Source organism: Pseudomonas sp. Z4-20 (assembly GCF_051131955.1).
GTDB classification, from domain to species: domain Bacteria; phylum Pseudomonadota; class Gammaproteobacteria; order Pseudomonadales; family Pseudomonadaceae; genus Aquipseudomonas; species Aquipseudomonas marvdashtae.
Genome location: NZ_CP071641.1, coordinates 5,350,067 through 5,369,044, shown reverse-complemented (window position 1 = coordinate 5,369,044; position 18,978 = coordinate 5,350,067). Strand labels below are relative to the sequence as shown.

Here is an 18,978-nt window from a genome sequence, read left to right as displayed (position 1 = left end):
TTGTTGTGCTGTTTTTAAGGGGCTCTGTTACAGGCTTCAAGACGGGTTTCATAGCTCGATAGAATGTTCTTCCAGTTATTAAATAGCAGCTCCTCGCATCCTTCCGCTCCATCAGCCAATGGCATATACCTAATAATTGGTGCAACTTCTTCTGGATAATCAAACTCTGCGTATAGCTCCTCCGCTACGCCCAATGGGTCGGTGTATTTGCTTTTGTTTTCAAATACAAAGGAAAGCAGCAAAAACAACCAGGGCTCAGCAAGGTCTAGGTCTTCCCGACTGTCTTGATCTTTAAGGGTTTTGAGTATGTTGCGAACTGAATATTGTTCTTGAGGTTCAAGGGATGCAATCTCCAAAGCTTCGTTAGGCGCATCGATAGTCAATGCATCACAGACGTAGTCTATGACTCCTCCCTCATCTACATAACCACGCTCAAGACCATATAGAAGCTCGCTCCATTTCAGCCATGGCGTTTTTTTAAAGATGTAGTGGCCGTCAAGCATTAATCTGGTCATTTTGGTAGCCGTGATGGGACTTGGTTAGGGGTTCCGGTTATCCTTCCGTCCGGAATAAATCTCTGGTGGGTTAGTTCTAACTTGGAATTCACAATCCACTCAAAAGTCCCAGATCTGTCATTCACTGCTCCAGGCATTTGAGTAAGTGTGTTATTTGACCCGTCACCGCCTCGAAGCGGAAATACTCTTCCATTGGCAGATATTTGGTCAACCACGTAATTCGGTGCCCTATGCATTGGATCATCTTTTGTCGCACTCCCTACGTGTGTGGCGGCTTTTATTTCGTTTTCTGCATATGTGGCACGTTGGCGCTCAAAAAGCGCCACATTATATGCAGTGTTCTCCTGAGGTTTCGGAGGAGGAGGTTCACCTTCATTTACAGCCGTCTTGGAAGAGTGAGTTGATGCTGTCTCTGCTAATGCATGAGGATCACCCGGACACCCATTCAACCCCAACGGATCCACCCACCCCGTCGGGTTCAGGGTATACCGATAGGCGTTAAGCCCTCCCCTGAGCTTGCTCGGGTCGGGTGTGAGATACCGCCCCGTCTCCGGATTGTAGTACCGGTGCCGGTTGTAGTGCAGGCCGCTTTCCCGGTCGTGGTATTGCCCTTGGAAACGTAGCGGTTGGTGCAGTCGGGGGCCGTTGCCGTGGCGCAGTTCGGTGAGTTTGCCGTAGCCGTTGTACCGCGCCGCCCAAACCACTTCGCCCTGATGACTGGTCAGTTCCTGTGGGGTGCCGAGGTGGTCGAGGTGGTAGTAGAACGGCGTGGCTTTTTCTGGGCCTTCGCCTTCGAGCAGGGCGAGGGGGCGGAAGGTGCCGGGTTCGTAGATGTAGCTTTGGTAGTGCTGGTCGCTGCTTTCGGCGATGACCTGGTCGCCTTGCCAGATAAATTCAGTGGTCTGGTCGTCCACGGTCTTGCTGATGCGTCGGCCGAAGGCATCGTAGCGGTAGGACGTTTCGTTGCCGTCGGGACTGGTGACGCCGATGAGGCGGTGTTGGCTGTCGTAGCGGTATTCGGTGACCAGGCATTGGGCTGTGCCGCGGCGTTCGCGGACGAGGTTGCCGTAGGCGTCGTAGTCGTAGTGGCGGTCGCCCTCCATCAATAGGCGGTTGCCCTTGAGGGTGGTCGGGCTGGGGCGGTCCTGCATCAGCAGGTTGCCGGCCGGGTCGTGGGCGAAGCGTTCCGGGGCTTGGCTGTGGGCGTAGTCGATACGCAGCAGGCGATCTTGCTTGTCGTATTGGTAGCTCCGGCGGTTTCGTGTGTCGGACAGCGCGGCGAGGTTGCCACCCGCGTCGTAGGAATAGTCGCGCCAGAACAGCTGTTGCTCTTGGGTCTGCCACACGGTCTGGGCCTTGAGGCGGCCCTGTTCGTCGTAGTTGTAGTCGCTGAGCAGCCGGCCCTGCTGGCGTTGGGTTTCGCGTCCGCCTTTGAAGCGGTGCTCGGTCAGGCACGTGCCGTTGAGGTCAATGGCGATCAGCGCGCCGCCCTGGGCGTGGCGGTAGTCGAGGGTGCTGCGATCGGGCAAGCGGCAATGGATCAAGCGGCCGGTGCTGTCGTATCGATAACGCAGGGTGGCCCAGCCCTGGTGTTCGGCGACGAGGCGGTCTTGCGCGTCGTATTCGTAGGCCAGCGGCCAATGGCCGTCGTCGACACTGACCAGACGCCCAAGGCCGTCGTAGCGGTACTCGACCGTTTCGCCGTCGGGCAAGGTCTTGCGCAGCAGGCGTCCTGCAGAATCCCTTTGGTAAGCGGTGACCCGTTGATTACCGTCGGAACCAAACTCGGTCTTTTCCAGCAGGTGGCCGTTGAGGTCGTAGGCGTAGCCGGTGCGCTGGCCGTCGAAGCCGGTTTCCTGTCGGATCAGTCCGTTGGGCGTGTAGTCCAGCTGATATTTTTCGCCGGATTCGTTCTCGATTTCGGTCAGCAACAACCGCGCCGAGTCATAACGGTATTTCAGTTCGCTGCCGTCGGGGTTGAGGCGGCGGCTGATCAGGTGCAGGTCGTCGGCGTATTCGTAGCGGGTGATGCGCCCCAGTTCGTCGCGTTCGGCGCTGACCTTGCCGTAGGCGTTGTAGCTCCAGGCGCGGGTTGCGCCGGTGGGCAAGGTGGTTTGCAGCAAACGGCCCACGGCGTCCCATTGGTAATGGGTGATGGCGCCGTGTTCGTCTTGACGACTGACCTGTCGGCCGAGCTCATCGTAGGTGTATTGAAGCAGGCTGTCGTCGGGCAGGAATTCCTCAACCAATTGGCCGAGCTTGTTCCAAGCCAATGAATGGACGCTACCGTCGGGGTGGGCAATGTGGATCAGGCGACCTTGGTCGCTGTAATGGTAGTAAGTGATGTTTCCATCTGGATCGGTCTGCTGGGTGATGTCACCTTGTCGATTGCGGCGATATTTCCAACTGGCTTTGCCACGGTGGACGTCACTTACGAACCCATTGATGTGCTCGTAAATCACCGCCTCTTCTTCTGGCGGAATGACGGCTATCAGCAAGCCGTCTTCGTCGTAGCGGTATTCGGTCACGACGCCCAGCGGGTCTTGCTCCGCAATCAACTGACCCTTTTCGTTATAGGCCTTGCGATGCTGCGCACCGTCCGGATCGGTCTTGCTGATCAGCCGCGCTTTATCGTCGTGGGTATAGGTCTCCTCGCTACCGTCCGCATCGGTTACGGTGACGGTTCCGTTGTTGTCCCAGGCATAACGCGCATGCATTTGCGAAAAACTGGCCCAATGACGGGTGCAGCGGGCCAGCTTGCCTTCGTTCTCCCATTCCCAGAAAAAGCTCGCACCGCCGGCCAGTTGTCGCTCAACGATGACGTGTTGCTCGTTGTAGCGATAACGCTCGGTTTCACCGGCGGCATTTGTCGCCTCGACCAGACGATGCTGGGCGTCATAGCGGTAAGTGACCAGCGTCTGGACAGTCGACCAGCAGCGTTCCAAAGTGTTCGCCGGCTTAAATTGTTGGTAGTCGACCGCGGTGATTCGACTATTGCCGTAACGAAAGAGCAGGCCCCGCCCCGCGCCGTTGTCCAGGCGCTTGATCTGCCCGAGGGTGTCGCGGGTAATGCGCAACCGATTGCCATAGCTATCGCTGATGGCGCTCAACGTCGCCTCATCGTTATGAAGGCGAAAGTGATAGAACGAGGGACGCTGGCCCGCTTGCGCCACAATCAGCTCGCTGGAATCATCGCCCAGGTAAATGGCTGCACGGGAGAGGCTGTTGGTAATCGCCGGACGCTGCTTGCTCGGACGCGGGAAAGGTGTCGACCGATTTTCGTGATCGGTCCAGGTGACCTCCGCGCCCTGGATTTCCAGCCGATGGGCCAGCGCATGGCTCCAGCCGTAACCCAAGCCGCAGTCGATCTCCACTGCGCTGGTTCGATACAGGCGTGTCCACTCGAAAGGCAGCAGGCCGTCGAGCTGACCATCGTTGAGCGTCAGCAATTCCTCGCCGGTGACCATCGATACCGGACATTTGTTGGTGCAGGTACGGGCGGCGGGTTCAGCGCTTTTGCCGGCGGGTGTGGTCGCCTGCTTGGAGGCATCATCGCCCGTTTTGCCAGCGACCAACCTGGCGTTTTTCTTGGCATCGATGCGTAGCTCGACCGCGCCTTTTTTCATCGGCGCGGCCATGCCCCGCACTGCCACCGGAATGTACTTGGCGACATACCCCATGAAGCCATTGATGATGGCGAATACGGACTCTACGAAGCCTATTACCGCCTTGAAGATGATTTCCCCGTATTTCTTCACCCGCGCCGCGAGATAAATGACGCCGGATCCCTCGGCAACCAGTGTCAGGACAATCGCCACCACAATATCGATTACGACGCCCATGGCTGCGGTGGTGGTCATCTTTGCGTAATCTTGGGCCGTTTGCATCGGCGGCAGGCTCGCCAGCCAGATCAGCGCGCAGCGCATCATCAGGAAAAGCGCGGCCTCGTCGCTGGCCAACAGCATGGCCTTCTTCATGACCTCGGGGGTTTGTTTGGCCACCTCAATGAGATGAAGGGCCCCTTCGCCCAGTTCATCTACGAATTTCGCCGGGTTCTTCAGGATTTCAAAGACCAGGCTGATGCCATCCCACACGCCTTTGATAGCTTCCCAGCCACCCTCGAGAATGCCGCTGCCGACCGCCAGGACGGTACCGGACAAAGACAGGCTCGACCACTGCTGCCGGTATCCCGCTGGGCCTTCCCATTTATTGCGCAGGAATATTTCCAGCTCGCCTGTCAGTCCGTCATAACTACTGAACAGCGCATCGATCTGAGCGGGGGTAACCTTGCTGTGCACGCGTATCTGGTAGTACTTGCCGGGAACACCGTCAGCCCAGCGGGCCTTTCCTTGAGCGTCCAACTTGACGGTGCTGGTTGCGCCAGTGTCGACATCGACGATATCTACATCGATATCACCAATCGGGATGTCGTAGACCGATTCGAACTTGCTTTCGATCAACAAGGGCCCTTTGCGCGGGCAGCGGGCCACATTCGAGTTGAAATCGCCGTCAGTCATGGCCACCGATTTCTGGCTGTCCCCGATCTTGATGATGCGCTCCATGCCCGTGAGGGAAGGCAGGTCCCTGAGTCGGCTGAAGTCATCGGCACGTTGTGCATACCAGGCTTGGGTCTGCTCTTGATAACGCTTCAAACTATCCTTGAATGTCGCCAGTTCCTCGTCGACGAAAGCAATGTGAGCCTTTGCTGACATCAACCTTGCTCCAGGAGCAAATCATTCAGCAGCGTTTCCCGAAGATTGTCCCGAGCACCCGTCTGCCGTACGTAACGGCTGACTTTCAGCCGCAGGTTATCTTTGGGCCAAGCGGTAAACAGGTACAGGTGTTCCTCTTCCAGCCACTGCATCAGGCCGTCCAGCGACACTGATGGGTTCTGCTTCGCCAAAGCATCGGCCAGGTCCCCCGGCATCTCCCACCATGGCCAATCCCTCGCCGCCGGCACTTTCCTGGGCGATGTCTCCAAGGGTTTGCCATTGATCAGGTACCGTTCAAAGACCGGCAGCAGGTTCCCGGCTTCGGCGCCCAGGCCTTCAAGGATTTGCTGGAGGTATCGCCCATCCCAAAACCGGAAGAACACTTCATTACCGTCCGGCATCTTCACTTGCGTAAGGCTGCGCAGGTGCGCCCGCACCGTTTCCGGCTCACAGCGGGATACGGCCAGCCAGCCCCAATCAAGGGCCTCGGTTTGCGCGATCCATGGCAAGAACGCCGAATCGGGTTCGAGCTGGGCGACATAAGGCATCACTGGTTGCCAAGTGGCATAAGGTGTTTCTCCCCAGATGGGAAGCAATGGATGAGTGGGAGCGGACCGGCGAAAGGCTTTCACAGCATCTGAATCGCTCGCCGCGCTGATCACCAGATAAAGGTGCTCGTTTTCCTGCAGCGGCTGTTGGGCCAGCCATGCCACAGGGCCAAGGGGCACGAATGCCTGTGTTGCCATTGAGGCTCTCCTTCGAAGGGGTGCGAGGTCGGAGCTTCACCCGGCAAGGACGTCACTCAATCAAGGATCAAGCCAGGTTTGGGGGGGGGCCGTGAACCGGCGTTTCTGTGCGGTTTCAGACAGTTTGAAGGCGGGGCGGCAGGGGATTCGGGCAAAAAAATGCCTGACAACTTGCGCAGTAGTGCGTCATATCTTGCGCATCTTGGTGTGAGGCGTTTTCTTGCGGCGGTTTGCCTTGAATATCGGCGTTGCAGAGACTGTTCTGCTGGCGAAAAGTCGTACTAGTGAAACTTTTTGCCCCGTTTCAAGCTGGGCTTGAAATGCCTCAAATACTTTTTCATGGACGCAATTCCTGCACCTACTAGATTAGTCCGCTCAACGCAGTGGAGACTTATGAAAAATGATCGTTCTGAACAGGGAAGTGGGCGAAGCGCTAAGGCGTGACAAATACGTCAACGTCCGCGGTGGAGACTTCAACCTCTACGGTCATTTCGGCGACTTCGTCCGGCTGACCAAAAGCTGGGAAAACATGGAACCCGACAGCTATTACGGCCAGGCCGAGTCAGGCATGCGTTTCCGCCGCTACAGCGACTTCGAATACAACCCCGCGACCCGCGAACTCAAGCAGCTTGAACACCGCGCTTATGTCCAGTCCAAAGCCAATAACAGCTACGTCGGCGGACTGGAGCGACACTTCGAGGATTTCTCCCACGAAGTGATCAATTCGCCCGTGATGCGCAGCCTGATCGACACGGACTTCGACGTTTACAAAAACGTTCTGCCGCAGGAACTGCATGATGAAATCTGGCAGTGCCAGATCCATCAGATCCGTATCGAGATCAAGCCGGGCAAGCAGTTGGAGATCACTCCCGAAGGCATCCATTGCGATGGGTACCCTTTCAGTGGTGTCCATTTCTGGGGTCGTAATAACGTCGCCGGCGCGGAAAGCCGTCTCTACAGTGCCCAGGAAGAGCAATTGGCGGCAACCACTTACGAGGACATCCTCGATACGACCTTTTTCCTGGATCGGGACATGCGCCACTACGTGACCCCTGCCCGCAACACCCACAGCCATGAAATGGCGTTCAGGCAGATCCTGGCGATTTCGTTTTCGCGGCCCGGGACCGCTTTTGACATTGTTCGCTGAACAGCTCGAACCCATGGAAGAATCGGTGCCGCAGATCCTGTTGCGCCGAGCCATGGTCAGGGACGCCGAACGACTGGAGCAGTTTTTTCGCGGTTTTGCCGAGGTATCGTTCTGTGAATGGCAGGATGCGCGGTTCTTGCGTGGCGTGTTGTTGCAGGAAACCACCACCGCCTACATGGCTTTCGATGCGACGGGTGACGTCGTAGGCGCGGTCATCGGCGGTATGCTGGGCACTCGGGGGACAATCAATCACTTGGCAGTCAGCTCGAGGCATCGCACCCAAGGCCTGGGTCAGCGCCTGGTGGAAGCGGCATCCGCTGACATGAAACGGGTCGGCGTGCTGCGCATGTTCCTGTTTGTCGACGATACCAATCTGGCCGGCAAGCGCTTCTGGGCTGCCCAAGGGTTCTGTGAACCTCGGGGCGAAATCACTTTCGAGAGGGATTTATGAACAAGACTTCCAGCCAGCCGCTGGCAGTCGAACCACAAGCCTCGCGAACCTTTGCTGAAGCCAGTCCGGTAGTAGCGGGTTATTTCACGGTTTCGTTTGTGTTCGGTCTGATGGCGGTCAACGCCGGGTTGCCATTGTGGCTCCCGGTGGCGATGTGCCTGTTCGTTTATGCTGGCGCCTCACAATTCGCGGCGTTGGCATTGATCTCCAGCGGGGCGTCGTTGACGACTATCGTGCTCACCACGTTCCTGATCAATGCGCGCCACATGCTCATGTCGGTCTACATGGCCAAGGCCCTGCGGGCGTTGGGACTCAGTCGTTTCGAGCGCTGGTGCTACGCGGCGGGGCTCACGGATGAGTCGTTCGCCTTTCACAGCGTCAAGCTGGGCACCGGGGCGCCGGTCAGTGTGCGCTACCTGATCGGCTTCAACCTCTTTTGCCACACCTCTTGGGTGCTGGGTGGCTTGTTGGGGGCCGTTTGTGCGCAATACGCGGCGCACCTGATCAAGTATCAACTCGACTACGCCTTGACTGCCATGATGCTCTACGTGCTGGTTTCGTTGTGCAACACGCGCAACAAGCTGATCGCGGCGCTGGCGGCAGTTATCTGCATGGGCGCGCTGAGCCTGATAGGCAGCTCGCCGTTCAACGTATTCATCGCCACGTTCGTTGGCTGCGGGGTGGGCGTATGCCTGACCAAACGTTCCTGATCCTCGTCGTTGCGTTGATGATGGCCGTGACCTTCCTGCCCCGCGCCTTGCCGCTGCAGGTCAATACGGACAACTGGCCGCCGTTCGTCGCCCGTGCGCTGGAATACCTGCCGGTGGCGATCGTCGCGGCCATCAGCCTGACTCCGCTACTCATCAAGGACCAGCAGATACAGCTCGACCGTCCGGAGTTCTATGCCGCGATTCCGACGCTGTTATGTGCGTATTTCAGCCGCAACCTGTTTCTCAGTGTGGCGGTGGGCACGGCGGCGTACATCGCGCTCGGTTCGCTCCTGTAGGGCCAGGTCGACGACATCGTGCAGCGCCTGGTCGGACAGCTCGGGATTGTTCACCGCCAGGCGTACTTCCAGGAAGTCCTCGAAGTCCGGGAATATCGCCAGGCCGTTGCGCATCGCCGCGTCCCGGGAGACGAGCCCCAAGCCGTCGAGCTGGGTGATCAAAGACAACGTCAGCGTTTCGCTGCAGGAATAGATCATTCGCTGGCTCGGTCCGTACTCGCCGAGGCCCGCATCGAGAAAGCGCAGGAAGCTGTGGGAATACGGACATTCTTCTGCCGGACGTACCTGAAATTTGTTGCCAAGCAGGCCAAGGGAATCGTCCTTGTCACCGCAATGGGCACCGACGACCTGCACCTGCACGCCCGGCATGGGGATGCTGGTAAAGCCATTTTGCTGCCCGATCAGGATCGCCAGGTCAAAATGCTCGTTCTTGAGTTTGCTCAGGTTCTCCATCGACTCGGCATAACTGAATTCCAGCTGGTACTGGGGAAAAACCGCGATCAGGCGATCGATTATCCGCCGGTTGAAATCCGCCGTCAGCGTGGTGTTGAGCGCCACCTTCAGGCTTCGCTGCCTGGGTGTCTTGAGCGCCGCGACTTTTTCTTCCAGCTGTCGCGTGGCCGCCAAAACCTGATCCATGAACGGCGTCAGTTCAGAGCCTTGGCTCGTCAACGTCAGGCCTTTGTTCGAGCGTCGGAACAACCGAAACCCGAACTGCTCCTCGACCTTGTTCAATTGCGCCGCCAGTGCCTGCACCGTGAGGCACGACTGTTCCGCTGCGGCCGACAACGAGCCGGTCTGCATGATGCGCATGAGGTTGCGTAAGGTTCTGCTATCCATGAGGTAATGCCCTCTGCTTAAGTGGGCTCGCTGTTATTTATGCACCCGGCCCCGGCCTGGCGGGGCGATGGTCGCTATCATCAAGCACCTTGCCACGGTTGTCGCGGTTTTGTAGCGAAAAGCGCCGGCAGGCGATGATTGGAGCTTAAGTGGGATTTTCGATTTCTGCTGGTTCGGCTTGTCTGTTGATACCGTTAATACAACGACAAGATGTTCCGTTGTAGCAAACCGCTCGGAAAATAATGGCTGCGTCTGTTCGCTTGCGAATTAAAACTTAAATTTTATCCATATATGTACTATTCTCTACGCATCACCCAGTAACAAGGAGCCCAAAACTCATGGCGACTTCCTCCATCAACCTCAGCGCTCAGCAACAATTGGATTCCCCGGATGCGGGTCGAGTCGCCTTGAAGTTCTTCTTCAATCTCATGGAGCTGTGGGGTTGCAGTGTCGAGCAGCAGCGCACGTTGTTGGGCAAAGTCGGAAACACGACCTTCTACAAATACAAACAATTACCTGAAAACGTCAGGCTGCCGCGGGACACCCTCGAGCGTATTTCCTATCTCATGGGTATTCACAAGGCGCTGAGCATCATCTTCAGTAACAGCCGGGATCGCGTATATCAATGGGTCAGCAGCCCGAACACGGCGGCACCTTTCAATGGCCAGTCGGCGCTGTCGTACATGCTGGCGGGACGGGTGGTCGACATTGCCGATGTGCGGCGATACCTCGACGGAGTGCGCGGTTGATGACGCCACCGCTGGCGGACCCGAAATGGAAGCGGGCCTATCGGATCGTCAACAGCAGCTTTCCGCCGATCACGCTGTTCGAAGATGTGCTTGACCCGGATGACCTGGCCACGGCCTACGCCCTGGAAGCCCTGACCAATGACCGGCTCATGGAAGAAGCCGGCGTGCTGTCCCGGGTGCGCCCTGAAGATCGGGTCTGCGGTCCAGGTTCCTCGCCAGTGATGGCGGCGTTTACCCACATCGGTAAAAGCAGTCGCTTCAGCGATGGCACGTTCGGCGTCTATTACGCCGCCAGCAGCCAGGAAGCGGCCATTGCCGAGACGTGTTACCACCAGGCTCGGTTCTTGAGTGCGACCAACGAGCCTGACCTGGAATTGACCATGCGCACCTACGTCAACCGCGTCGTCAAACCCTTGCACGACATCCGCCACGATTATCCACACCTGCACAATCCAGACCCCACGGCCTACGGCCCGTCCCAGGTCTTCGCCCGGGAACTGCGCGCGACATTGTCGTGGGGGCTTTTGTACAACAGCGTTCGTCTGCCCGGTCACGAATGCGTCGCTGCTTTTCGACCGCCAGCGGTATCGATTCCAGTGCAAGGCAAGCATATCCGCTACGTCTGGAGCGCCCAGAAGCGGGAGATATCGTTTGTGTTCGAGGTGAATCAGGTTTGATTCGAGACTTTATTAGGATTATGGCTGGGCAATAATTATTGCCCAGCCGTAATTAGCAATAAACGGGATCAGGGGCTCGCTGCTAGCAGTTAGGCCGCGGCGAACGTTCAAATCTTGAACTGCTGCACCGAAGATTGCATCGACCCCGCGGCGTCATTCAACTGGTCTGCCGTGTGCTGCAGATTGTGAATGGACAAAGTGTTGTCTCTCGTTTGCGCGGCAATCGCTTCCACCCGCTGAGCCATTTCGTCACTGGCCTTGGATTGCTCGGCGATGGTGTGGGAAATTTCCTCGACAACTTCCGCAGCATGCCGGGCACCGGTGCGGATTTCGCTGATGGACACCCCGGCCTGCTGGGCCAGGTTCACGCCTTCGTCCACGCGGCTGACGCACGCTTGCATGTTCGCCACCGCATCCCGGGCGCTGGTCTGGATGCGCCCGATCATCGTGGTGATTTCCTGGGTGGATTGCGTGGTGCGGGCCGCCAGGTTGCGTACTTCATCGGCCACCACCGCAAAGCCGCGCCCGGCCTCACCGGCGCGGGCCGCTTCAATGGCGGCGTTCAGCGCCAGCAGGTTGGTTTGCTCGGCGATGCTTTTGATCACTTGGATGATCGAGTGAATGTCCTCGGAAGACGCATCCAGCGCGGTGATCTTGCCGGAGGATTGGTTGACCACCTCAGCGATCCGGTTCATGCCTTCCACCACCCCGAGAATCACTTGGCCGCCGCTGCTCGCCAGTTGCTCGGACTGCGCCGAAATCGTCCGGGCGCTGTCGGCATGCTGATTGATCTGGCTGATGTTGGCGATCATCTGCTCCATGCTCGCTGCCATGCTGGTGGCGCTGTGGGCTTGCTGGTCGGCGCTGGACACAATTTGCCGCGCGGTATCGCCCAACGTCCGGGACGTGCCGTGCAAGCCATCGCTTTGACTGCGGATCGTCGCGATCATCTGCCGCAAGTTGGATTGCATCTGCTCGATCACACTTTGCAGTTGCCCCAGCTCATCATCGCCATGAGCGCCCATCGAACGCTGCAAATCGCCTTGGGAAATCGCCTGGGTGTTGAGGATGATTTTATTCAGCGGCGTGAGCACGGCTTTAAGCAGGCTCCACGACAACAGCGCCAGCGCCACGCAGGTCGCCAGCAACGTGACGATCAGCCAGCGTTCAGACGTATGAATGCTGTGGTCCTGATGCTCGCGAGACGACTTCGCCTGGTCTTCGATCAGCTCGCTGACCGCCTCGTTGCGCTCCTCCAGGGCCTCAAAGGCCTTGTCGAACTCGGCCCGCAACGCCCGGCCATCCTGAGCGCCGCTCAGCGCCTTGCCAATCACCTGCTTGGCTGAAGCGATATAAGCGTCGGCCTGAGGCTTCAACTCGGCAATCGTCTGGGAAATCGTTCCCGGCAAACGAGCCTCGGCGTTCTCGGCGATCACCTTGCGCATCCGCTCAGAATGCTCATCGAACGCCTCGGTCACTTCCTTCGCGCCGGCGGCATCGCCTGGCGCAACCAGCAAAGCAGCCAACACATCGCCACGAATGGCGTCATGCATCATGTCCGCCTCCATGTGCTTGCGCATGGCTGAGATACTGGTCTCGTTCTGTGCCAAGGCGTCGATCATGGCGTTATAACCCCACAGCCCGATACCGCCCAGCAACAGGGCAAAAAACAGACTGACCAACCCCGAACCTACAATCTTGGTGCGGATTTTCATCGTTTGCTGCTCCTGGAGCGGGGATTCTGGGCAAGTGTAGTTGAGCGCCAGCGGAGCCTTGGGACAGGCCATGCTCTTATTTGAGGCTATCGGCGGGGGGCGGGATTAGATGAATATCCACAGCTCGTGGCGAGGGAACTTGCTCCCGCTGGGCTGCGGAGCAGTCCTTCTTTCAACTGCTTAATGCTAATACTGATTAACCCAATGCTGCCCCGCTCAGCAAGGCAGCATTGCGCCAGCCGCTTAAGCCGGATTACTCCCTGGCGCTTCCAACACCTTCACCACGTCATCGATGACGGCCTTGCTCATATCCTGCAAATAACACGACGCCCATGCATACCGATCGGCGCCGCGAATCATCGCCGCGTCCTCGGCCAACAGCTTGGCAATGTGGAGCAGGTCGGAAGCGTGGGACAGGGCTTCGCCAAGGGGAATGCCGCTGTTGACGCGGAATAGCGGGCGGTCGGAATGGTAGGAGAAGGGGGTTAGGCCTGGGGTTTTTAGGTCTTGCGGATTTGGCATTGTCTGGCTCCTTGACTGTAAGAGCCGCAACCGTCCTTTCCTACGGGATTGGGTGGCGGCCATGCACGGGGTAGGAAAACCGGGAATCAAGGCACCCGGCACACCCGAAGGTGTCCCGCGCACAGCCGCCATAACGCATATCGCAGACACAAAAAAAGCGCCTGCAATAATAAGCGGGGCGCAGCTGATGCGCCTTGATTACTTCGGGTTTCCTACGCCCGGTCGCTGAATTGGCAGCGACGATTGGAGAGTATCGGGCGATTGGGTAGGGTGCAATCGTGGCGCGGTGCTGGCCGCGTCCTTTCAGATCCCGGAAAATCAAAGCCAGGCATCTAGGCATGGGAATCCCACTGCCTCAGAAACAACAAAGCCCTCGCATTTCTGCGAGGGCTTTGTTTTGTATGGTGCCGGCACCAGGAGTCGAACCCGGGACCTACTGATTACAAGTCAGTTGCTCTACCAACTGAGCTATACCGGCGTTGTGGGCGACGATTATAGCGATTGGGTGGTTTCTGTAAACCCCTGAATTCTGACTATTTTTAAGCAAGCCGCTGATTCTGGATGCAATCGCGGATGGGCGGTGTTTGCGAGTACGGCTGTTCGGCGCCGGATAAAGCGGAAAATCCACGTTCCGTTCCAATAAAACGCGCCTTTATATCGGTTTGTCCAGGTGCTTATACACAATCGAAACAACCCCACCGGCCGAAATTTCCAATTTTGTGACAGCCTTGTCGTCCAGCCGCAAATACCTGTTTTCATGGTTTTTTATCCATATGAACAAAAAATGAACAGCTTGGAAACGGTCAGGAAATTACGGTTTCGTTGGATCCAGGGCTATTTCATCAACAGAGTTATCCACAGGCTGTTTGGTGTGGTGCCGCTCTGCCAGCAGCATCATATTTCTCGGGGTGAGGGGTGTGTCGCAGAAGGTGCCCAGGCGAACCTCGTAGCCCTTTTGCACGAGAAAGAGCGCTCGATCCAGCACCAGCCAAAGCTCCAGTGCCCGTCGGAATAGGCCTCGCACCAGTTCAAGGTTGCGCACCTGCGCCAAACGCTGGTAACCCGCAGCCTCCAGTGCTTGCCAATCAGGCGAGCCGGCTGTGGATAAATGCTTGAGGGCCGCGAGATCGATGCAGTATTGGGCGAAGGTTTTTTCCAGCCAGGCGCTGGGGAGCGAGGGCGTGGGTAAGTACTCGTCGCGCCCCGTGATCTGCCGTTGCAGCAGGTCGAAACCCAGGCGCCGGGCCATGGATGTGTCCCGTTGGCGTCGGACGCGCTCGCCCGCGGTGACGGTTTCGGTCTGCGGCAGGCTGAGATCATCGAGCGACAGTTGTAGGGCTGAGCCTTTGGCGGCGTCGGACAGCGGCTGATACGCCGAAGCGCTGATACGGTTGTAGCAGCACGGGGCGATCGCCATGTTTACGCAACCGCTGGTGCTCGCCAATTGCATAAGTCGCACGTGCAAGTCACCGCAGGCGTGCAGCGCTACGGGTGTGTGTTCGGGCTGAATCGCTTGGGCTGCATCCGCCGCCAGCACGTCTTGCTGCCGATGCGTGGCGGGCAAGTGGTGGCGTTGGCTCAGTTGCTGGCCGCTGGCGACCAGGGCCGGATCGTATTCCAGGCAGGTCAGTTGCTGGTTGCCCTGCAGCAGGCGTCGACCCAGGTGACCTTTACCGGCGCACCAGTCCAGCCAGTGAGTCGGTTGCGCGGCGAAGTGCAGGCGACTGGCGAAGGCTTCAATCTGTTGCCATTTGCGGCCGGGCACGTCGACGTTGAGGCGCTGGGTTGGCGCTTCGAGCTTCTTGGCCGGCAATTGCGGGACAGCGCTCAAAGTGCAGGAAATAGCCGCCAGCTCAGGGAAGGGGGCTGGTGCATCTTCGATCAGCCAAGGTTGGTGATGGTCTGCTTCTGCATTCTCCAGCGAACGCTGGCGTAGCCATCGGGCCAATTCGGGGTGGGACGTTTCCCAAGGCAATTGCAGATGGGTGAACGGGCGCGGTTTCCAAAGGGCTTGGTTCGCCGTAAGAAAGGCATCCAGTGCCATGAAACGGGCGAGCAACGCCTCGCCCGTCAGCACACCCGCGTCAACGTCCCTGGCAAGCATCGACGCGTAACCAGCGTTCCAGCTGCTTGAAGCCTTGCACCAGGATGAAGGCCATCAGCAGATAGAACATGCCGGCCGCGAAGAAAATCTCTACCGGCATGTAGGTCCGGGCAATGATCGTACGAGCCATGCCGGTGAGTTCCAGCAGGGTCACGGTGCTGGCCAAGGCGCTGGCCTTGAGCATCAGGATCACTTCGTTGCTGTAGGCCGGCAGGCCGATGCGTGCGGCGCGCGGCAGGATGATGTAGAGCAATGCTTTGGGCCGCGACATGCCCAGGGCCCGCGCGGCTTCGATCTCGCCACGGGGGATGGCCTGGATCGCACCGCGCAGGATCTCGGCGATGTAGGCGGCGGTGTGCAGGGTCATGGTGGCCGTGGCGCACCAGAACGGGTCCCGCAGATATGGCCACAACGCGCTGCTGCGCACGGCATCGAACTGCGCCAGGCCGTAGTAGACCAGGAACAACTGAACCAGCAACGGAGTACCGCGGAAAAAGAAGATGTAGGCGTAGGGCAATGCCCGCACGTACCACAGGCGCGATGAGCGGGCGATGCCCAGCGGAATCGCCAGCAACAGGCCGGCGATCACGGCGATCGCTACCAGTTCAAGGGTCAATGTAGCGCCCTGGGCCAGTTTCGGCAGCCACTTGATGATGACGTCCCAGTTCATTGGGTGCTCCTGGCGAAGCCGCGGGCGGCGCGTCGTTCCAGCAGGTGCATGCCGATCATGGCGAGCACGGTCAGGCCCAGGTACATGAGCGCGGCGACCATGTAGAAGGTGAATGGCTGCTTGGAGATGGTCACGCCGATTTGCGCATGACGCATGATTTCTTCCAGGCCAATCACCGAGACCAGCGCGGTGTCCTTCATCAGGATCATGAACAGGTTGCCCAGGCCGGGCAGGGCGATGCGCCACATCTGCGGCAGGATCAACTTGGTGAAGATCCGCCATTTCGACAGGCCCAAAGCGACGCCGGCTTCACGGTGGCCCTTGGGGATCGCCAGGATCGCGCCGCGAAACACTTCCGTGGCGTAGGCGCCAAAGCACAGGCCCAGGGCAATGACCCCGGCCGCAAAGGCGTCGAGGGCGAGGTCGGGATTGCCGAAATATTCACCCAGGGCATGCATCAGGTTGACGGTGCCGAAATAGATCAATAGTACCCAGAGCAATTCCGGGATACCGCGAACCAGCGTCGAATAGGTGCCGCCCAGCCATTGCAGCGGCTTGTACGGTGAGGTCTTGGCCAACGCGCCGAGCAGGCCGAGCACCAGCCCCAGGCAGAGGGCCGTGAGCGCCAGTTTGACGGTCATCAGCGCGCCGGCGGCAAGCGCCGGGCCGAATCCGTAGAGATCGATCATCATGGGTAAGAATTCATATCGCGGCAGGCTTTGCTAAGGAGCGGCGCCGTACAACAGCGGCGCCGGCCAGGCACGTCAGGATCAATAGATGCTGAACGGGAAGTACTTGTCGTTGATTTTTTTATAGGTGCCGTCGGCAACGATCTCTTTCAATGCGGCGTTCAGCTTGTTGCGCAGTTCATCGTTACCCTTGCGCACTGCTATGGCGATCTTGTCGCCCTCAACCACCGGGTCACCCTTGAATTCGTAAGCGCGGCCAGCTTCGGTTTTCAGCCAGTCGTAGTTCGCGTATTTGTCCGCCAGAATTGCATCGACGCGACCGGAGGTCAGGTCCAGGTAGGCGTTTTCCTGGGTGTCATACAGTTTCAGCTCGACACCTTCCATGTTGTCTTCCATCCAGGTGCCGGCGAGCGTGGAGCGCTGTGTCCCGATGACCTTACCCTGAAGAGACTCTTTATCGACTTTGAAATCGACGTTTTTCGGCGCAATGAATTGCAGTTTGTTCGAGTAGTACGGGTCGGTGAAATCCACCGCTTGCTTGCGCTCTTCATTGATCGAAAGCGAAGAAATCAGGAAATCGAACTTCTTGGCCATCAGGGCCGGAATGATGCCGTCCCAGTCGGACGTGACCACTTCGCACTCGACTTTCATCTTGGCGCACAAGGCATCGCCGATGTCTTTGTCAAAACCCACGACCTGGCCGCTGGCGTCCTTGTTGTTGAACGGAGGGTAGGCTGCTTCGATGCCCATTTTCAGTTTGCCGTCCGCCATGGCGTTGGCCGAAAAGACCAGGCTGGCCGCAGCGGCCAAGAGAAATTTCCTGTAGGTCTGCATAGGTACTGCTCCGTTAGCGGTTGCTGGACATGAATTGTTTGCAGCGCGCCGAAAGCGGGCTCTCGAAAACCTGCTGTGGCGATCCTTGCTCCTCGACCAAGCCCTGGTGAAGAAACACGACTTCGCTGGATACCTGACGAGCGAAACCCATTTCGTGGGTGACCAGCAGCATGGTGCGGCCTTCTTCAGCCAGGGCGCGGATCACACTAAGTACTTCCTGGACCATTTCCGGGTCAAGGGCGGAAGTGGGCTCGTCAAACAGAATCACCTTGGGCTGCATCGCCAAGGTACGGGCAATGGCAGCGCGTTGCTGCTGGCCGCCGGACAATTCGGCAGGGTAGGCGTGGCGCTTGTCGGCGATACCGACCTTGGCCAGCAGGGCTTCGGCGACTTCGATGGCTTCGGCCTTGCTCTGGCCGAGCACCCGGCGCGGGGCTTCGATGATGTTGTCCAACACGCTCATGTGCGGCCAGAGATTAAAGTTTTGAAATACAAAACCAATCTCGCTGCGAATGCGGTTGATCTGCTTGCCGTCGGCGGCTATCAGCTCACCGTTTTTTGCGGCCTTGAGTTTGAGCTCTTCACCTGCCACCAGGATCTGGCCCTGATTGGGGTTTTCCAGCAGGTTTATGCAGCGCAGGAAAGTGGACTTGCCGGAGCCGGAGGAGCCCAGGATCGAGATCACGTCGCCGTCGCGAGCGGTCAGCGAGACGCCTTTGAGCACCTCCAGCTGTCCGTAGCGTTTGTGCAAGTTGCGGATTTCAAGCGCGGGCGTGGCCTGGGCCATGTGCGGTCCTCATGATATGTGCTCCCTTGCTGTTGGCAGCCTTCCTGGCGAGGCGGCCAAGCTAGCATGCGCCCCAATGGCAGCCAACAGCGCTACGGGCGGTAAACCGGCGATGTGCGGCAGGTTGTCGCATCGGCGCAGCAGACTGTCGCGCCATCAACAACCTAACGGCCGTTTGAACCTGGTTTGCCGGTGAAAAGTCCGGGGAGTCGCGTAAAAAAAGGCGCGATGGTGCCAGCTTTGGGCGGGGGTTGGAAGGGTTAATCGGATGAGCGTATTCCGATCCGCAGTCAACTCAACTTCCAATCGATCTAAACCCCGCGTCCGTTGACTCATCAAATGAGGGCATCCCGGAATCAGGAGTGGTTGCCATGAACTCGTTATACCGCCTCATCGTTTTAGGCGCGCTATTAATCCCCTCCATGCTCAACGCCACCAACCTCGCGCCCGTAGACAATACAGGCGTCCAGGTCCAGCCAACGCAGCAGAACGGCGTCACTTATCTGTCCGGCGGTATCGGCGAGGACGAAGCCCGGGCCATCGGTCAGGCTCAGGGTTATAACCTGCATATGACCTTCGCGATCGGTCCGGAGAACAAATACGTCCCGGATGTAGACGTGACCGTTCAGAAGACTTCAGGGCAAACATTGCTGACGCTCAGTGACGCCGGGCCGCTGGTTTATGTGCAACTGCCACCGGGCAAATACACAGTGGTGGCAATTCGCAACGGCGAGGAGCGCCGCGACACCGCCGATGTAGGCAGCGGAGCCGCGCGCAAGCTGGTTTTCCATTGGAACAGTAGCGAGTAGCGAGT

The 18,978-nt window shown here is 58.3% G+C and carries 17 protein-coding genes, 1 tRNA gene and 1 pseudogene; 7 read left to right on the top strand and 12 right to left on the bottom strand.

The annotated features are described in order from the left end of the window. Positions 1 to 14: 14 nt before the first annotated feature. From J3P82_RS24450 to J3P82_RS24440, 3 genes are read right to left on the bottom strand one after another with little or no spacing between them, the layout of a single operon-like run. Positions 15 to 515, bottom strand: coding sequence for a DUF2247 family protein (locus J3P82_RS24450; protein ID WP_434559246.1), 501 nt, complete (start codon positions 513 to 515; stop codon positions 15 to 17). Further along, on the bottom strand, positions 512 to 5,227 hold the full coding sequence (locus tag J3P82_RS24445) for an RHS repeat-associated core domain-containing protein (protein WP_434559244.1): 4,716 nt from the start codon (positions 5,225 to 5,227) through the stop codon (positions 512 to 514). The genes J3P82_RS24450 and J3P82_RS24445 overlap by 4 nt, the downstream gene beginning before the upstream one ends. Continuing rightward, positions 5,227 to 5,973 (bottom strand): DUF4123 domain-containing protein, encoded by a 747-nt coding sequence (locus J3P82_RS24440; protein WP_434559242.1) that lies wholly within the window; start codon positions 5,971 to 5,973, stop codon positions 5,227 to 5,229. Before J3P82_RS24440 ends, J3P82_RS24445 begins: the two co-directional genes overlap by 1 nt. A gap of 400 nt (positions 5,974 to 6,373) precedes the next feature. Between J3P82_RS24440 and J3P82_RS24435 the strand changes: the two genes are divergently transcribed. Genes J3P82_RS24435 through J3P82_RS24420 form a run of 4 tightly spaced genes read left to right on the top strand, consistent with a single transcriptional unit; the run spans position 6,374 to position 8,577 of the window. Next, positions 6,374 to 7,120 carry a 2OG-Fe dioxygenase family protein gene (locus J3P82_RS24435; RefSeq protein ID WP_434559240.1) on the top strand — a complete coding sequence of 249 codons (747 nt, stop codon included), beginning with the start codon at positions 6,374 to 6,376 and terminating at the stop codon, positions 7,118 to 7,120. Between the two features lie 13 nt (positions 7,121 to 7,133). Next, positions 7,134 to 7,571 carry a GNAT family N-acetyltransferase gene (locus J3P82_RS24430; protein ID WP_434563949.1) on the top strand — a complete coding sequence of 146 codons (438 nt, stop codon included), beginning with the start codon at positions 7,134 to 7,136 and terminating at the stop codon, positions 7,569 to 7,571. Next, positions 7,568 to 8,281: an AzlC family ABC transporter permease gene (locus tag J3P82_RS24425; RefSeq protein WP_186613166.1), complete on the top strand. Its 714-nt coding sequence runs from the start codon at positions 7,568 to 7,570 to the stop codon at positions 8,279 to 8,281. The genes J3P82_RS24430 and J3P82_RS24425 overlap by 4 nt, the downstream gene beginning before the upstream one ends. Continuing rightward, a complete protein-coding gene (locus tag J3P82_RS24420) occupies positions 8,260 to 8,577 on the top strand; it encodes an AzlD domain-containing protein (RefSeq protein WP_434559238.1) in 318 nt (105 codons plus the stop codon). Before J3P82_RS24425 ends, J3P82_RS24420 begins: the two co-directional genes overlap by 22 nt. On the opposite strand, the gene J3P82_RS24415 is transcribed toward J3P82_RS24420, so the two are convergent. After that, positions 8,494 to 9,417 (bottom strand): LysR family transcriptional regulator, encoded by a 924-nt coding sequence (locus J3P82_RS24415; RefSeq protein ID WP_434559236.1) that lies wholly within the window; start codon positions 9,415 to 9,417, stop codon positions 8,494 to 8,496. The genes J3P82_RS24420 and J3P82_RS24415 overlap by 84 nt on opposite strands. A gap of 338 nt (positions 9,418 to 9,755) precedes the next feature. On the opposite strand from J3P82_RS24415, the gene J3P82_RS24410 reads away from it, so the two are divergent. Together J3P82_RS24410 and J3P82_RS24405 are read left to right on the top strand one after the other, a co-directional pair. After that, on the top strand, positions 9,756 to 10,166 hold the full coding sequence (locus tag J3P82_RS24410) for an MbcA/ParS/Xre antitoxin family protein (protein ID WP_434559234.1): 411 nt from the start codon (positions 9,756 to 9,758) through the stop codon (positions 10,164 to 10,166). Then, entirely contained in the window at positions 10,166 to 10,843 is a 678-nt protein-coding gene (locus J3P82_RS24405; protein WP_434559232.1) for an RES family NAD+ phosphorylase, read from the top strand. Before J3P82_RS24410 ends, J3P82_RS24405 begins: the two co-directional genes overlap by 1 nt. 107 nt (positions 10,844 to 10,950) lie before the next feature. Here J3P82_RS24405 and J3P82_RS24400 read toward each other — a convergent pair whose 3' ends face one another. The 8 genes and pseudogenes from J3P82_RS24400 to J3P82_RS24365 all read right to left on the bottom strand — a co-directional run bounded on the left by J3P82_RS24400 (position 10,951) and on the right by J3P82_RS24365 (position 18,164). Next, complete coding sequence (locus tag J3P82_RS24400) at positions 10,951 to 12,558, bottom strand: methyl-accepting chemotaxis protein (RefSeq protein ID WP_434559230.1); 1,608 nt, start codon at positions 12,556 to 12,558, stop codon at positions 10,951 to 10,953. Positions 12,559 to 12,801: 243 nt separating this feature from the next. Next, positions 12,802 to 13,080, bottom strand: a complete 279-nt coding sequence (locus tag J3P82_RS24395) for a DUF3077 domain-containing protein (protein ID WP_434559228.1) — start codon at positions 13,078 to 13,080, stop codon at positions 12,802 to 12,804. A gap of 402 nt (positions 13,081 to 13,482) precedes the next feature. Beyond that, positions 13,483 to 13,558 (bottom strand) — tRNA-Thr (locus J3P82_RS24390). A 399-nt stretch (positions 13,559 to 13,957) separates the two neighbouring features. After that, positions 13,958 to 15,184 (bottom strand): annotated as a pseudogene (locus tag J3P82_RS24385) (methyltransferase); the annotation flags it as partial. Next, positions 15,165 to 15,854: an ABC transporter permease gene (locus J3P82_RS24380; protein WP_434559226.1), complete on the bottom strand. Its 690-nt coding sequence runs from the start codon at positions 15,852 to 15,854 to the stop codon at positions 15,165 to 15,167. The pseudogene J3P82_RS24385 and the gene J3P82_RS24380, both read right to left, overlap by 20 nt. After that, a complete protein-coding gene (locus J3P82_RS24375) occupies positions 15,851 to 16,546 on the bottom strand; it encodes an ABC transporter permease (RefSeq protein ID WP_434559224.1) in 696 nt (231 codons plus the stop codon). Before J3P82_RS24375 ends, J3P82_RS24380 begins: the two co-directional genes overlap by 4 nt. A 78-nt stretch (positions 16,547 to 16,624) precedes the next feature. Next, positions 16,625 to 17,377 carry an ABC transporter substrate-binding protein gene (locus J3P82_RS24370; protein ID WP_434559222.1) on the bottom strand — a complete coding sequence of 251 codons (753 nt, stop codon included), beginning with the start codon at positions 17,375 to 17,377 and terminating at the stop codon, positions 16,625 to 16,627. Positions 17,378 to 17,390: 13 nt separating this feature from the next. Continuing rightward, positions 17,391 to 18,164 carry an ABC transporter ATP-binding protein gene (locus J3P82_RS24365; RefSeq protein WP_434559220.1) on the bottom strand — a complete coding sequence of 258 codons (774 nt, stop codon included), beginning with the start codon at positions 18,162 to 18,164 and terminating at the stop codon, positions 17,391 to 17,393. Between the two features lie 371 nt (positions 18,165 to 18,535). On the opposite strand from J3P82_RS24365, the gene J3P82_RS24360 reads away from it, so the two are divergent. Beyond that, positions 18,536 to 18,973: a carboxypeptidase regulatory-like domain-containing protein gene (locus tag J3P82_RS24360; RefSeq protein ID WP_434559218.1), complete on the top strand. Its 438-nt coding sequence runs from the start codon at positions 18,536 to 18,538 to the stop codon at positions 18,971 to 18,973. Positions 18,974 to 18,978: the final 5 nt, after the last annotated feature.